This window comes from Methylibium petroleiphilum PM1 (assembly GCF_000015725.1).
GTDB lineage: Bacteria > Pseudomonadota > Gammaproteobacteria > Burkholderiales > Burkholderiaceae_C > Methylibium > Methylibium petroleiphilum.
The window spans coordinates 1,910,608-1,925,080 of the sequence record NC_008825.1 but is presented as its reverse complement, the minus strand read 5'-3'; the positions used below and the strand labels follow the sequence as shown (position 1 = coordinate 1,925,080).

General features: G+C 71.1%; 15 protein-coding genes. 3 read left to right on the top strand and 12 right to left on the bottom strand.

Translation table 11 applies throughout. The annotated features are described in order from the left end of the window. The first annotated feature begins 11 nt into the window (after positions 1–11). From MPE_RS09010 to MPE_RS09000, 3 genes are all read left to right on the top strand, one after another. Positions 12–350 carry a hypothetical protein gene (locus MPE_RS09010; protein ID WP_011829385.1) on the top strand — a complete coding sequence of 113 codons (339 nt, stop codon included), beginning with the start codon at positions 12–14 and terminating at the stop codon, positions 348–350. An 87-nt stretch (positions 351–437) separates the two neighbouring features. Then, the gene (locus MPE_RS09005; protein ID WP_011829384.1) at positions 438–1,202 is read left to right on the top strand and encodes a TerC family protein; all 765 of its coding nucleotides are present in this window, start codon (positions 438–440) and stop codon (positions 1,200–1,202) included. Positions 1,203–1,393: 191 nt separating this feature from the next. Continuing rightward, complete coding sequence (locus MPE_RS09000) at positions 1,394–1,684, top strand: GYD domain-containing protein (RefSeq protein ID WP_011829383.1); 291 nt, start codon at positions 1,394–1,396, stop codon at positions 1,682–1,684. Between the two features lie 33 nt (positions 1,685–1,717). Here MPE_RS09000 and bioB read toward each other — a convergent pair whose 3' ends face one another. The 12 genes from bioB to MPE_RS08940 all read right to left on the bottom strand — a co-directional run bounded on the left by bioB (position 1,718) and on the right by MPE_RS08940 (position 14,469). Continuing rightward, complete coding sequence (gene bioB / locus MPE_RS08995) at positions 1,718–2,710, bottom strand: biotin synthase BioB (RefSeq protein WP_011829382.1); 993 nt, start codon at positions 2,708–2,710, stop codon at positions 1,718–1,720. Between the two features lie 44 nt (positions 2,711–2,754). Beyond that, a complete protein-coding gene (locus MPE_RS08990; RefSeq protein ID WP_011829381.1) occupies positions 2,755–4,014 on the bottom strand; it encodes a TIGR03862 family flavoprotein in 1,260 nt (419 codons plus the stop codon). Positions 4,015–4,252: 238 nt separating this feature from the next. Further along, the gene (locus MPE_RS08985; RefSeq protein ID WP_011829380.1) at positions 4,253–5,170 is read right to left on the bottom strand and encodes an SDR family oxidoreductase; all 918 of its coding nucleotides are present in this window, start codon (positions 5,168–5,170) and stop codon (positions 4,253–4,255) included. After that, positions 5,167–6,099 carry a glutathione S-transferase family protein gene (locus MPE_RS08980; protein WP_011829379.1) on the bottom strand — a complete coding sequence of 311 codons (933 nt, stop codon included), beginning with the start codon at positions 6,097–6,099 and terminating at the stop codon, positions 5,167–5,169. The genes MPE_RS08985 and MPE_RS08980 overlap by 4 nt, the downstream gene beginning before the upstream one ends. After that, the gene (locus tag MPE_RS08975) at positions 6,096–7,247 is read right to left on the bottom strand and encodes a fatty acid desaturase (protein ID WP_011829378.1); all 1,152 of its coding nucleotides are present in this window, start codon (positions 7,245–7,247) and stop codon (positions 6,096–6,098) included. The genes MPE_RS08980 and MPE_RS08975 overlap by 4 nt, the downstream gene beginning before the upstream one ends. 70 nt (positions 7,248–7,317) lie before the next feature. Next, positions 7,318–8,340: an NADP-dependent oxidoreductase gene (locus MPE_RS08970; RefSeq protein WP_011829377.1), complete on the bottom strand. Its 1,023-nt coding sequence runs from the start codon at positions 8,338–8,340 to the stop codon at positions 7,318–7,320. Between the two features lie 21 nt (positions 8,341–8,361). Next, entirely contained in the window at positions 8,362–8,817 is a 456-nt protein-coding gene (locus MPE_RS08965) for a PaaI family thioesterase (RefSeq protein ID WP_041929612.1), read from the bottom strand. Positions 8,818–8,848: 31 nt separating this feature from the next. After that, on the bottom strand, positions 8,849–10,849 hold the full coding sequence (locus MPE_RS08960) for a M3 family metallopeptidase (protein WP_158304605.1): 2,001 nt from the start codon (positions 10,847–10,849) through the stop codon (positions 8,849–8,851). A gap of 78 nt (positions 10,850–10,927) precedes the next feature. Next, on the bottom strand, positions 10,928–11,212 hold the full coding sequence (locus MPE_RS08955; RefSeq protein WP_011829374.1) for a Dabb family protein: 285 nt from the start codon (positions 11,210–11,212) through the stop codon (positions 10,928–10,930). Then, positions 11,209–11,421 carry a hypothetical protein gene (locus tag MPE_RS08950; protein WP_041929611.1) on the bottom strand — a complete coding sequence of 71 codons (213 nt, stop codon included), beginning with the start codon at positions 11,419–11,421 and terminating at the stop codon, positions 11,209–11,211. Before MPE_RS08950 ends, MPE_RS08955 begins: the two co-directional genes overlap by 4 nt. 2 nt (positions 11,422–11,423) lie before the next feature. Next, positions 11,424–13,277, bottom strand: a complete 1,854-nt coding sequence (locus MPE_RS08945) for an acyl-CoA dehydrogenase (RefSeq protein ID WP_011829373.1) — start codon at positions 13,275–13,277, stop codon at positions 11,424–11,426. A 16-nt stretch (positions 13,278–13,293) separates the two neighbouring features. Continuing rightward, entirely contained in the window at positions 13,294–14,469 is a 1,176-nt protein-coding gene (locus MPE_RS08940; protein ID WP_011829372.1) for an acetyl-CoA C-acyltransferase, read from the bottom strand. Between the last annotated feature and the right edge of the window lie 4 nt (positions 14,470–14,473).

The window sequence follows — 14,473 nt, the reverse complement described above, 5'->3', positions numbered from 1 at the left end:
CAATTCGGCCCATGATCTTCAGGCTCCACGCCGTCCTGTTCGCCGTCCTCCTGTGCTGCTGCGGCATCCTCGTGCCGGCGGATGTGAGCCACGACAGCACGGCCCGGGCTCTGCAGTCCGAGGCGGCGATGCCGGAACGCGCGCTCGACCGCCTGACGCTGCCGGACCCGATGTCGCAGGCGCAGGCCGAGAGCGCAGCGGACGGCCCGGGGCTGCTGGCCGAAGCCGCGTTGCCGGGCTTCACCGCGCCGCGCGCCGCATTGCCGCGGCCCGATGCCGACAGCCGCTTGCGCCCGCCCTACCTCGACGGGCTGCGGCGGCCGCCCCGAACGGCATCCCGCCTCGCCTGAACCCTGCCGCGGACGTCCCGCGGCCCCAATGTCTCCCCGGCCTGCACTGCAGGCCTGCTGCGGCATCCCCGCATTCAACCTGCTGCCATGGACTTCCTCCTCGACCCCAACATCTGGATCGCGTTCGCGATGCTCACCGCCCTGGAAATCGTCCTGGGCGTCGACAACATCATCTTCATCTCCATCCTCGTCGGCCGGCTGCCGCCGGAGACGCGCGAAAAGGCGCGCCGCCTCGGCCTGGGCTTCGCGATGGTCTCTCGGCTGCTGCTGCTGTTCTCGCTGAGCTGGGTGATGGGCCTGACGGCCGACCTGTTCTCGGTGCTCGGCCAAGGCATCAGCGGGCGCGACCTGGTGCTGCTGTTCGGCGGCCTGTTCCTGCTCTACAAGGCCTCGCACGAGATCTTCGTGGAGGTCGAGGCGCCCGAGCGCGACGGCCCGCCGGCCACCGACGAGGCCGCGCTGAAGGCCGCCGGCAACCGTCTGTTCTGGGGCGTCATCGGTCAGATCGCGGTGATCGACATCGTGTTCTCGCTCGACTCGGTGATCACCGCGGTGGGCATGGTCGACCAGATCGGCGTGATGGTGGCTGCGGTCGTGACCTCGGTGGGCGTGATGCTGGTGGCGGCCCGGCCGATCGGCGAGTTCGTCGACCGCCATCCGTCGGTCAAGGTGCTGGCGCTGGCCTTCCTGGTGATGGTCGGCATGGCGCTGACGGCCGAGGCCTTCGACATGCACGTGCCCAAGGGCTACATCTATGCCGCGATGGCGTTCTCGCTGGGCGTCGAGGCGCTGAACATCCGCTCGCGCGGCAAGCGCCGCGCGGCCCTCGAGGCCGGCAAAGGCACGGCCTGAGGCGGCGGCGCGCGCCGGCCGGCCGGGCCGCCACACGGCGGCCTTGCCTTTGGCCGGTGCAGCGCCGAAGCTAACAGGCTGGTGCGATGGAAGTGCACGCGGTGCCGGGGCCGACGACGCTCCGACCAGCACGCGGCGCCAGCACGGCGGAGCGTCCCGCCCGGGTGACCGGGCTCCACGAGGGGAACGCCATGCCTGCCTTCATCACACTGGTGAACTTCACCGACCAGGGCGCACGCAGCATCAAGGACTCGCCGGAGCGCTTCGAGGCCTACAAGGCGCTGGCCGAGGGCCTGGGTGTCACGGTCAAGAGCGTGCACTGGACCCAGGGCCCCTACGACCTGGTGCTGATCACCGAGGGCCCCGAGGAAGGCGCGATGCTCAGCGCGCTGAAGATGGCGCAGCTGGGCAACGTGCGGACGCAGACGATGCGCGGCTACTCGGCCAGCGAGATGCGCGGCTTCGTCAAGAAGCTCGGCTGAGCATGCCAGCGCCCGTCATGCGGGCACCGGGCATCAGGCCGACGTGAGGCCGAGTCGCTCGAACAGCGCCTCGTCGCGCTCGACGTCCGGGTTGCCGGTCGTCAGCAGCTTGTCGCCGTAGAAGATGGAATTGGCGCCGGCCAGGAAGCACAGCGCCTGGATCGCGTCGCCCATCTCCTGGCGGCCTGCCGACAGCCTCACGTAGGCGGTCGGCATGGTGATGCGGGCGACGGCGATGGTGCGCACGAACTCGAAGGGGTCGAGCTTGTCGCTGCCGGCCAGCGGCGTGCCCTCGACCTGCACCAGTTCGTTGATCGGCACCGACTCCGGGTGCGGGTCCAGGTTGGCCAGCTGCGCCACCAGCCCGGCGCGCTCGCGCCGGCTCTCGCCCATGCCGACGATGCCGCCGCAGCACACGTTCATGCCGGCGTCGCGCACGTGCGCCAGCGTCTGCAGGCGCTCCTCGTAGACGCGCGTGCTGATGATGCGGCCGTAGGCCTCCGGCGCGGTGTCGAGGTTGTGGTTGTAGTAGTCGACGCCCGCTTCCTTCAGCGCCTGCGCCTGCGGCTTGCTCAGCATGCCCAGCGTGCAGCAGGCCTCGAGGCCGAGCGACTTGACCTCGCGGACCAGCTCGACCACCTTCTCGATGTCGCGGTCCTTGGGCTCACGCCAGGCCGCGCCCATGCAGAAGCGCGTGGCGCCGGCCGCGGCGGCGGCCTGCGCCGCCTGCCGCACCGTGGCCACATCCATCAGCTTGTCGGCCTCGACACCGGTGTCGTGGTGGACCGACTGCGGGCAGTAGGCGCAGTCCTCCGGACAACCGCCAGTCTTGATGGAGAGCAGCGTCGAGCGCTGGACCGCGTTGGCATCGAAATGCTCACGGTGCACCTGCTGGGCACGGAAGATCAGGTCGTTGAACGGCAGAGCGAACAGGGCCTCGATGGCCTCCACGCTCCAGCGTTCGCTGGACGGATGCACATGGACGGGCGCCGGGCGCACGAGATGAACAGGCTGGGTGGCAGTCATCCCGCCATTGTGCCTGCTGACGCCGTGCCGGCGTCGTGCCCGGTTCAGCGCTCGCCTGCCGCCAGCCAGGCGAGCAGGCCCTGCCCCGCGGCGCGGCCGGTGGCGAAGCAGGCATTGAGCAGGTAGCCGCCGGTCGGCGCTTCCCAGTCGAGCATCTCGCCGGCGCAGAACACGCCGGGCAGCGCCCTGAGCATCAGCCGCTCGTCGAGCGCCTCGAGGCGCACGCCGCCAGCGGTGCTGATGGCCTCGTCGACCGGCCGGGCCGCCACCAGCCGCAGTGGCAGCGCCTTCAGGGCCGCGGCGAGGCGCGCGGCGTCGTGCAACTGCTCCTTGTCGAGCAGTTCATGCAGCAGCGCGGCCTTCACGCCGTCGATGCCGAGCCGGCTCTTGAGGTGGGTCGACAGCGAGCGCGGTCCGCGCGGCCGAGCCACTTCAGCGGCCACCCAGTCCGGGTTGCGATCCGGCAGCAGGTCGAGCGTGAGGCTCGCCTCGCCGTGCGCGGCGATCTCGTCGCGCAGCAGCGCCGAGGCGGCATAGACCAGGCTGCCCTCGACGCCGGTCGCGGTGACGACGAACTCGCCCTGGCGGTGGAAGCGGCGGCCGTCGGAGGTCTCGGTGCTCAGCACCACCGGCTTCACCGGCGCGCCGGCGAAGCGCTCGCGCAGGTGGGCGCTCCAACCCGGCGCCCGGCCGGCGCGCCCGACGTCGAAGCCGCAGTTCGACGGTTGCAGCGGCGCCACATCGACACCGCGCGCGGCGAGCCCCGGAAGCCAGGCCCCGTCGGAGCCGAGCCGCGCCCAGCTGGCGCCGCCCAGCGCCAGCAGCACAGCGTCGGGGCGCACGGTGCGCTCGCCGGTCGGGGTCGCGAAACGCAACGCACCGTCGTCGGTCCAGCCGCACCAGCGATGGCGTTGATGGAAGCTCACCCCGGCCCCCCGAAGGCGCTGCAGCCAGGCCCGCAGCAGCGGTGCGGCCTTCAGGTCGCTCGGAAAGACCCGGCCGGAACTGCCGACGAAGGTCGCTATGCCCAGCGCGTTGGCCCATCGCCTCAGCGCGGCCGGATCGAAGTCCGTCAGCCAGGGCGCGAGTTGTGCCTGCCGCGCACCGTAGCGAGTGAGGAAGTCCTCGAAGGGCTCGCCATGCGTCAGGTTGAGTCCGCCCTTGCCGGCGAGCAGGAACTTGCGTCCGACCGACGGCATGGCGTCGTACAGGTCGACCTGCACGCCGCCGACCACCAGCACCTCCGCGGCCATCAGGCCGGCGGGGCCGCCGCCGATGACCGCTGCGCGTCGAGCGCCGCTCATCTGCGGAACGGCCGCAGCGCATGCGCGGTGCGGCCGGAGGGGGCGTGGAAGGTCGGAGGCGGCTTCATGGGCGGCGCAGTGTGCCACGCGAGTCTGCCGGCCCGGCATTGCCGCGGAGAATGTCGTGGCCGGCTGTTCGACCAGGTCAGCTTTTGCCCTGCTGCATCGCGTAGAAATAACTTTAAGAAATGAATTTAATCATTGAAAATCAATAGCTTATTATTTATTTTTAATGTGATTAATCACTTGAAGTTGCAAGGCGCAATGCCGCCTTCAGCTGCTGGCCCAGGTCAGGCCGCGCCTCGTAGGGATCGCTGGGATTGCGGCCCTGGACGATGTCCTCCATCCGCGCCCGCACGCCGGCCAGGGCCTGTGGGTGGCTGTAGATGTAGAAGCGGCCTTCGCGCACGGCATCGAACACGAACTGCGCCACCTGCGCCGCGCTGACCCTCCCTGATTCCACGGCCTTCCCGATCATCGCGTGCGCGACGCGCTGGCTTTGCGTCGCCCGCTGCCCACGCAGCGCGGTCGGCCGGTTGCGGTGGCTGTCCCCGATCCCGGTCGGCACGAAGTAGGGGCAGAGCACCGAGGCACCGACACGTTCGGTGACGAGCCGCAGATCCTGGTACAGCGTCTCGCTGAGGGACACCACGGCATGCTTGGTGACGTTGTACACGCCCATGTTCGGCGTGTTCAGCAGGCCGGCCATCGACGCCGTGTTGACGATGTGCCCTTCGTAGCCCGCGTCCTGCGCCGCGGCCGCCAGCATCATCGGCGTGAACACGCGGACACCGTGCGCCACGCCCATCAGGTTGACCCCGATGACCCACTCCCAATCCTTCAGCGTGTGCTCCCAGATCAGGCCTCCGGCACCGACGCCGGCGTTGTTGAACACCAGGTGCGGCGCGCCGAAGCGCGCCAGCGTCGCAGCCCCGAGCGCCTCGACCTCGGCGGCCTGCGCCACGTCGAGCCGGAACGGCAGCACCTCGGCCCCCAGCGCCTCGATCTCGGCCACCGCGCGCTCCAGCGCATCGGCCTGCACGTCGGCCATCACCAGCTTCATGCCCTCGCGCGCGGCGATGCGCGAGGCCTCCAGGCCGAAACCGGAACCGGCCCCGGTGATGACCGCGGTGCGGCCGGCGAACTGCTGGATCATGCCGTCGTGTCCTTCTTGATCTGGAAGCCCAAACGGGGGAAATGCACGCGCACCTGCCCTGCCCGGTCGTCGCGGCGCTCGACCGTGACGGTCTCCCGCGTCAGCCCCACCAGCGGCCCGACCACCGGGTCGCGACCGTAGTCCACCGCCGACACCGCCACGCGCTCGCCGGCCTCGAAGCCCAGGCCCGGCATCACGCTCACCGGTGCATGCGCCTTCGCCCCGGCCGCGATGGTCAGGGCCTCGTCCTCGCCGAGCGCTTCGGGTCGGCCGTGGCCGAAAGCCAGCACGCGGGCATGCCAAGCCAGCAGGTTCGGGTAAGCGTCCAGGATCCCGGCCACCGGCGGCGCGCTCTTCACGAACCACACGCAGTGCGCCACCGAGAAGTCCGCGATGCTCGCCGTGCCGCCGCCCAGGAAGGCGCGCCCGTCGGCCAGCCGCTGTTCGATCCAACCCAGGTGGTTGTGCAGCTGCGCGGTGGCGTCGCTCACGGTCGGCCAGTGCAGTCCCGTGGTCATCGCGGCGCGATCGGCGCCGAACGCCTTCAGCACCTCGGGCGGCGCGCCGGCGAAGATGGCCGCCATGCCGGCGGGCTGCAGCGTGTAGGGCACGGCGGTCCAGAACAGCGTGAAGTCGGCCCATTGCGCGATCAGCGGTGCCTCACCCGCCGATTCGGCCGGATAGAGCGTGCGCTCGGGCGCATGGGCCTCGATCACGCGGGCGATCAGCGCGGTATCGCAGTAGATGTCGGCACCGACCTGCAGCACGGGCGTCTTGCGGTAGCCACCGGTCAGCGCCACCAGGTTCGGCTTGGGCATCATGATCGGGATGGTCACGCTGCGCCAGGCCAGCCGCTTGTAGCCCAGGATGAGCCGGGTCTTCTCGGCGAACGGCGAGGCTGGGTAGTGGTGCAGGATCAGGTCGCTCATGGGGTGGAGGCTCCGGGGAGGGTCGGTGGTGCGGCGCGGTGCGCGGGCCGTGGCGCGAAGAGGCGGCGGAAGGTGTCGGACAGGTCGCGCACCTCGGCGCCGTCGAGCACCCCCTTGGCCGCCAGCAGCCGGTGCAGCCGCGGCAGGTGGTAGTGCGGCACGGCCGGGTACAGGTGGTGCTCGAGGTGGTGATTCACGTGGTGCGGGAACAGCAGTGCGCGGCCCAGCAGGTTCAGCAGCGTGTCGGCGGCCCGGCCGCTCTTCGCCGGGCCGGTGAGGTTGCTGCGCGCCGCCGTCAGCGGTGAGCCGAGATCGGTGACCGCGCCGTGCTCGCAGATCGCGCGCAGCCGCAGGATGGGCTGCAGCACCGTCAGCAGCGGCAGCGCCCACAGCACCGCGTACTGCGCCAGCCCCTGCCAGCCCCCGAGTCCGAAGCTCGCTGCCGGCAACGCGAGCTGCGCGGCCACGACCCACCACCGGTCCTGGCGCGCGGCGCGCCGCAAGTCCGCAGAGGTGTCGTTCAGCAGCTTCTGCGACCGCAACGCACCCTCACCCCCCATGGCCGTCTCGTCGCGGATCGCCGGCGCGCCGAAGAAGTAGGCGTAGGTCTTCCAGGCATTCGCGCCGAGCAGGTCCGCGCCGAGCTTCTTCCACAGATAGGCCACGCCGCGCGGATAGCCACCGTGGATCGCGGTGTCGGGGTCCTGCGGACCGTAGAGGTGGTTGTGGTGCAGGCGGTGGATCACGCGGTAGGTGCACATCGAGATCCCACCGACCATGCCGATCAGTCGCCCCAGCACGTCGTTGAGTCGCCGGCTCGACAGCAGCCGGTAGTGCGCCGCCTCATGGGCCAGGATGAAGAAGCCGTGCTGCTGCACCCCGACCACGAGAACGCTCGCCAGCACCCAGGGGCTGGGCCAGACGGCCAGCCCGAACGTGATCGCCGCGGCACTGACGCCGACGCTGAGCGCCAGCGCGCCCATCGAGCGGCAGTCGTTCAGGCGCGTCAGCGGTGCGAGCTCCTGCGCGCCGAGCACGCGGCGCGCGGCGGCCGCGCCCTGCCCGGCGCGCGCCACGGTCGCGGCCAGCGGACGCAGATCCTCGCGGAACTCGTCACCCGCTTGCATCGGTGGCGTGCCGTGGTTCATGAGGGGCTCCTGCGCGGTGTCCGGCCTGAAGCTTCGACGGCTCGACGGGCCTGCCGGTTCCGGCCGGGGCTCAGACCAGCTTCACCAGCTGCTTGCCGAAATTGCGGCCCTTCAGCAACCCGAGGAAGGCCTGCGGCGCACCGGCCAGGCCCTCGGCGATGCTCTCGCGGTACTTGAGCCGGCCGCTCGCGACCGCCGCACCCAGTTCCTTCAGTGCCTGCGGCCACAAGGCCGTGTGCTCGGTGACGATGAAGCCCTGCAGCTTCATCCGGTTCACCAGGATCAGCGAGGGGTTCTGCATCGGGATCGGCTCGCCGTTGTAGCCGGCGATCATCCCGCAGAAGGCGATGCGGCTGAAGGCGTTGGCGCGCAGCATCACGGCGTCGAGGATCAGGCCGCCGACGTTCTCGAAGTGACCGTCGATGCCGTTCGGACAGGCCGCCTTCAGCGCCGCGCTCAGCGACTTGAGATCCGGGTGCTGGCGATAGTCGATGCAGGCGTCGAAGCCCAGCTCGCCGCTGACGTAGGCGCACTTCTCCGGCCCGCCGGCAAGGCCGACCACGCGGGCACCGCGCGCCTTCGCCAGCTGCCCCACCGCACCGCCGACCGCACCGCTCGCCGCGCTGACCACGACCGTCTCGCCGGCCTGCGGCGCGATGATCTGCGTGAGGCCGTACCACGCCGTCACGCCCGGCATGCCGACAGCGCCCAGGTAGGCCGACAGCGGGATCTGCGTGGTGTCGACCTTCTGCAGCGCGCCGCGCTGCCTGGCGTCGACCGTCTGGTAGAGCTGCCAGCCGCCCATGCCGACCACGGCATCGCCGACAGCAAAGGACGCGTGGCGCGAGGCCACCACCTCGCCGACGGTGCCGCCGATCATCACCTCGCCCAGCGGCTGGGGCTGGGCGTAGCTGCGGCCCTCGTTCATGCGGCCGCGCATGTAGGGGTCGAGCGACAGGTAGTGGTGGCGCACGCGCACCTGGCCGTCCTCCAGCTCGGCCAGCGGCGTCTCGACGAGGCGGAAGTTGTCGACCGTCGGTTCGCCATCGGGCCTCGAGGCGAGCAGGATCTGCTGGTTGATCGTTGCGGTCATGGTGTGTCTCCGGTGCGGGTTTCAGTCGGAGCCGCTGCCGGCGAGACGGCGCTGCAGCGACTTGGGCTCACGCGCGCCGGCCGGCAGCGCGCGCAGGTACTTGAAGGTGCCTGTCGCATGTGCGCACAGCACGCCGTCCTCGCCGAGCACGCGGCCTTCGCAGAACGCCAGCGTGGCCGTGCGGTGCAGCAGCCGGCCGTGGCAACGCAGCAGGCCCTCGCCGGGACGCAGGAAGCTGGTCTTCATCTCCACGGTCACGACGCCGGGGCCGAGCCCGGCCTGCGCGAAGTTGCTGCTGCGCGCGGCATGCGCCATCGCGACGTCGAGCAGGGTCATCGTCAGACCGCCGTGGGCGACCTGGAAGGAATTGGTCAGCGCGTCCACGACGCGCACCGTGATCTCGGCCTCGCCGTCGGAAAGACGGACCAGTTCGAAGCCGAGCTGCTCCACGAAGGGAATGAGTACCGGGAAGTCCATCGTGTCGGGTCCGTGCCGTGAACGCGCCGCCTCAGCGCTCGAGCCACTCAAAGAACGCGGCGTTGCTCGGCGCACGCCCCAGGAAGCGCGCCACCAGCTCGGCGGGCGGAGCCTGGCCGCCGTTGGCCAGCACCGTCTCACGGTAGCGACGACCGACGGCCGGGTCCAGCGGGTCGGCCGCGAAGGCGGTGCGCAGATCCTGCGCGATCGCCAGGCTCCAGAGGTAGGCGTAGTAGCCGGCGCCGTAGCCGCCGGCGACGTGCGAGAAGCCGGCCGGGAACAGCGAGCCGGGCTCGTAGCCGAGCGGCGTGGCGCTCTCCATGCGGGCCCACAGCGCCATCGGGTCCGGCGCGTCCTTGTCGTGCAGCGCGAGGTCGTAGTTGGCGTACAGATGCTGGCGCGCGAACTGCAGCCCCTTGGCGAAGCTGCGCGATTGCACGGCGCGCGCCAGCAGGTCGGCTGGCACCGGCTCGCAGCTCGCGCAGACCTGCTGGAACAGCGCCAGCACCTGGGCGTCGTAGACCCATTCCTCCAGCATCTGCGATGGCGCCTCGACGAAGTCGAGCTTGACCGCGGTCCCGGCCTGTGCGGCATAGCGCGTGTGCGACAGCGTGACGTGCAGCGCATGGCCGAACTCGTGCAGCAGCGTTTCCAGCTCGTCGATCGTCAGGCCCTGGCGGTCGAAGTTGGTCACCAGCGCGGCCGTCGGCAACTGCCCGCTCCAGGTCGACGAGCCGCGCAGCGGCCACACCGCCGCGTGGCCGTACTTGTCGGCACGGGGGTAGAGATCGAGGTAGAGCGTGGCCAGCGGCGTGCGGCTGGCGGCGTCGACCACGACGTAGGCCTTGGCGTCGGGATGCCACAGCGACTGAGGCACCGGCTCGAAGCCCACGCCGAACAGCCGCCCGGCGAGCGCGAACACGAAGTCGACGCTGGCCTGCGGCGGGAAATAGCGGCGGAAGCTCTCCTGGTCGAGCGCCAGGCGCTCGCGCTTGACGCGCTCGAGGTAGTAGCCCACGTCCCAGCGTTTCAGCGGCGTGGTGTCGGGCGCCGTCTTCAACTCGGCGGCCTTGGCGGCACGCAGTTCGGACAGATCGCGTTCCTCGCGCTCGCCCAGCTCGCCCTTCACCTCGCCGAGGAAGGCCTGCACGTTGCCCACGTTCAGCGCCATGCGACGGCGCAGCGTGAAATCGGCATAGCTCTCGACACCGAACAGGCGCGCGTAGCTGCGGCGCTTCTCGCCCAGCCGCGCCAGCGTCTTCAGGTTCGCCTGGCCGCCGCGCGCCTGGAAGGCCCGCCACATGCGTTCGCGTGCCCCCGGGCTGCGCGCGTTCTCCACCACCGGCGAGTAGGTCGGGTAGTCGAGCCCCAGCAGCACCCGGCCCTGCGCGTCGCGGGGGGCGGTGCTCCACACACTGGCCGGCACCCCGTCGAGCTCGCTGTCGGTGAAGGCGACGCGGGTCTTGTCCTCGCGCAGGCGACGCTCGAAGTCCTGCGACAGGCGGCCCAGTTCGTCGTTGAGCGCGCGTGCGCGGTCGCGCTTCGCGGCCGGCAAGCCGACCCCGGCGTCCTCGAAACTCGCGAGCAGATCGGCCCGCATCTGCCGGTCGATCGCATCGACCGGCTGCAGCGCCTGCAGACGCCGGTAGATCCTGGGGTTCTGGTACAGCCGGCTGGTGAAGGCCTGGTAGCGCAGCTCGCAGGCCTCGGCCGCGTCGCGCACCGGCTTGTCGGGGTGCACGTTCGCCAGGAAGAACACCGGCGACATGCTGTCGTCGACTGTCTGTCCGAGCCGGTCGATCTCGACCAGCACGCCGTCCGGGCCCCGACCGGCCGCGATGCGCCGCGCCTGCGCCTCGATCTCGCGCAGCGTGCGGTCGCAACGCGCCTTCACGGCGGCGCCGTCGCGGTAGCTCGGAAAGACGTAGGGCGCGGTGTCGGCCGCGGCGCTCCAGCCGCTGACGCCGAACAGGGCGACGCAACTCGACAGCCGAAGCAGCCGGGACAGGAAAGCGAGGACGGAAGCGTTCATGCGGATCGGGAAGGGATAGGTGTCGGCGATCATCGGGACGAGGCGACGCCGACCGCGTGCGGTGGGCGCCGGCCGGCCTCAGGCCGACCGGTAATCGACCACGCGCCGGTCGCTGCGCAGCGGCCCGAGCTGCGCGGCGACCGCCTGATGGGCCGGATGCTGCTGGTAGGCGTCGAGCGCCGCAGCGTCGGCGAATGCGGACACCAGCACCACGTCGGCATTGGCTTCCAGGCCGGGCGTGCGGATCCCGACATCGAAGGCCAGCATGCCCGGCACCAGGTCGGAACAGCTGTCGAGCAGGTCCTTGAAGCGCGGCGCGTCGGCCGGGTCCTTGAGCGTCCAGATCACCACATGGTGGATCATCGCGGCCTCCCTTCGCCGTCGCCCTGGGCCGGCAGGCGCGAGCGCAGCCAGATCATCACCGCGCCGACGGCGATCAGCGCCGTGCCGCTCCACGCGAGGGCGTGGCCGAGCACGGCGGCGGCGTCGATCGTCCAGAGGCCGAGCATCAGCAGCGCCATGCCGCCGAAGATCAGCGGCCAGATCAGGGAGTCGAGGGTTTGCGGTTTCATCGTCAGAGGCAGTCGGGGTCCAGGTCGCGGCAGGTCGCGTCGCGCGTCTCGACCACCGCGAGCCAGGCCGTGATCTTGGGCAGCTCGTAGTGGAAGAAGTAGCGCGCCGCGGCGAGCTTGCCATGGTAGAGCGCCGCTGCGGTGCTGCCTGACGCCGTGTCGCTGCCAGCGTCCAGCGCCGCGCGGGCGGCCAGCGCCAACTCCAGCCACATCCACGCCAGCACCACGTGGCCGAAGGCTTGCAGGTAGGGCGTGGCATTGGCCAGCGCGTCGCGCGGCTCACCGCTGGCCCAGGCCGCCTTGGTGGCGGCGCCCAGGTGCTGCAGCGCCCGCGCCAGCGCGTTGCCCTGCTCCGCCAGCCCTGCCACCTGGCCGGCCCGGGCGATGCTGGCGTCGATGCGGCCGGCCAGCAGCCTCAGGCCCTTTCCTCCATCCATCACCACCTTGCGGCCCAGCAGGTCCAGCCCCTGGATGCCGTGGGTGCCCTCGTGGATCATGTTCAGCCGGTTGTCGCGCCAGTGCTGCTCGACCGGGAAATCGCGCGTGTAGCCGCTGCCGCCGAGCACCTGGATCGCCAGGCTGTTGGCCTCCAGGCACCACTCGCTGGGCCAGCTCTTCGCGATCGGCGTCAGCAGCTCCAGCAGCACGCCGGCCTCGGCCTGCTCGGTCGCGCTGCCGCTGCGCTTGTCGTCGACCAGCCGCGCGCAGTAGAGCGCCAGCGCCAGACCGCCCTCGACGTAGGCCTTCTGCGCCAGCAGCATGCGCTTCACGTCGGCGTGCTCGACGATGGCCACCGGCGGGCGGCCGGCGTCCTTGGCACCGAGCGGCCGGCCCTGTGGCCGCTGCTTCGCGTAGGCCAGGCTGCTCTCGTAGCCGGCGTAGCCCAGCATCACCGCGCCGAGGCCGACGCCGATGCGCGCCTCGTTCATCATGTGGAACATGCAGCGCAGGCCCTCGCCCGGCGCGCCGACGCGGTAGCCGACCGCCCCGGCCGCGCCGCCCGGCCGGAAGCGGCCTTCGCCGAAGTTCAGCAGCGTGTTGGTGGTGCCGCGGTAGCCGAGCTTGTGGTTCAGGCCTGCCAGCGCCACGTCGTTGCGCTCGCCGGTGAGTCGGCCTCCGGGCTGCACCAGCCACTTGGGCACGATGAACAGCGACAGGCCCTTCACGCCGGCCGGCAGCGTGCCGTCGTCCGCGGGGATCTTGGCGAGCACGAGGTGGACGATGTTCTCGGTGAGCTCGTGCTCGCCACCCGAGATCCACATCTTGTGGCCACTGAGCCGGTAGCGCGGCCCCAGCGGATCGTGCTCGCTTCCCTCGCCGTCGGGGCGCGCGCGGGTGGTGACGTCGCCGAGGCTGGAGCCGGCCTGCGGCTCGGACAGGCACATGCTGCCGAACCAGCGACCGGAGAACTCGTGCCGCGCGAAGCTGTCGATCTGCTGCGGCGTGCCGTGCGCCATCAGCAGGCTGGCGTTGCCGGTGGTCAGCATCGCGTAGGCGCTGATCGCCACGCTGCCCTTGAAGAAGCAGGCGTTGGCGGCCATCTCGACCACGCAGGGCAACTGCATGCCGCCGATCTCGACGTCCTGCGCCGCAGCCAGCATGCCCGACGCGGCGTAGGCCTCGGTCGCGGTCCTGGTGCTCTCCGGCAAGTGCACGCGCTCGCCGTCGAAGTGCGGCTCCTGCACGTCGGCGCGCCGGTTGGCCGGCTCGAAGGTCTCGCGGGCGATGCGTTCGCAGGTGTCGAGCACCGCGTCGAAGGTCTCGCGGCTGTGCTCGGCGAAGCGCGGGCGTTGCGTCAGCGTCTCGACGCGCAGCCAGTCGTGCAGCAGGAAGTCGAGCGTGGCGCGGAAGCTCATGATGCGAGTCGGCGGTTCACAGCACCTCGAACACGCCGGCGGCGCCCATGCCGCCGCCGATGCACATCGTGACCGCCACCCGCTTCGCGCCGCGGCGCCGTCCTTCGAGCAGCGCATGGCCGACCAGGCGCTGGCCGCTGACGCCGTAGGGATGGCCCACCGCGATCGCGCCGCCGTTGACGTTGAGCCGCTCCATCGGCAGGCCCAGGCGGTCGGCGCAATACAGCACCTGCACCGCGAAGGCCTCGTTGAGTTCCCACAGGTCGATGTCGTCGACGGCCAGGCCCAGGCGCTGCAGCAGCTTGGGCACCGCGAACACCGGGCCGATGCCCATCTCGTCGGGCTCGCAGCCGGCCACCGCGAAGCCAAGGAAGCGGCCCAGCGGCTTCAGGCCCCGGCGCTCGGCCAGCGCCTCGTCCATCACCACGCAGGCCCCGGCACCGTCGGAGAACTGGCTGGCGTTGCCGGCCGCCACCACGCCGCCCGGCAGCGCGCTGCGGATGCCGGCCACCGCCTCGTAGGTGGTGCCGTGGCGCAGGCCCTCGTCGGCGCTGACCGTCACGTCCCGGCTGCGCACACCGTGTACCGGATCGGCCGTGCCGGTCGTCACCGTGACGGCTACGATCTCGTCGGCGAACCGGCCGGCCTCCTGCGCCGCGCAGGCCTTCTGCTGGCTGGCGGCACCGTAGCGGTCCATGCGCTCTCGCTCGATGCCGTAGCGCCGCGCCACCGTCTCGGCGGTCTGCAGCATCGGCCAGTAGATCTCGGGCTTGTGCTCGCGCAGCCAGGGGTCGGCCAGCAGGTGCCGGTTCATCTCGTTCTGCACGCAGGAGATGCTCTCCACGCCGCCGGCCACGTACGTGCCGCCCTCGCCCGCCACGATGCGCTGTGCAGCCAACGCGATGCTCTGCAGGCCGCTGGAGCAGAAACGGTTGACGGTGAGTCCGCTCACCGTGACCGGCAACCCGGCCCGCAGCGCGACCTGGCGCGCGATGTTGCTGCCGGTCGCGCCCTCGGGGAAGGCGCAGCCGAGGATCACGTCCTCGACCTCTGCGGGCTCGATGCCGGCGCGCTGCACCGCGGCCTGCACCGCGAAGCCGCCGAGCGTCGCGCCGTGGGTCATGTTGAAGGCGCCCTTCCAGCTGCGGGCGAGCGGCGTGCGGGCGGTGGAGACGATCACTGCTTTCGTCATGATG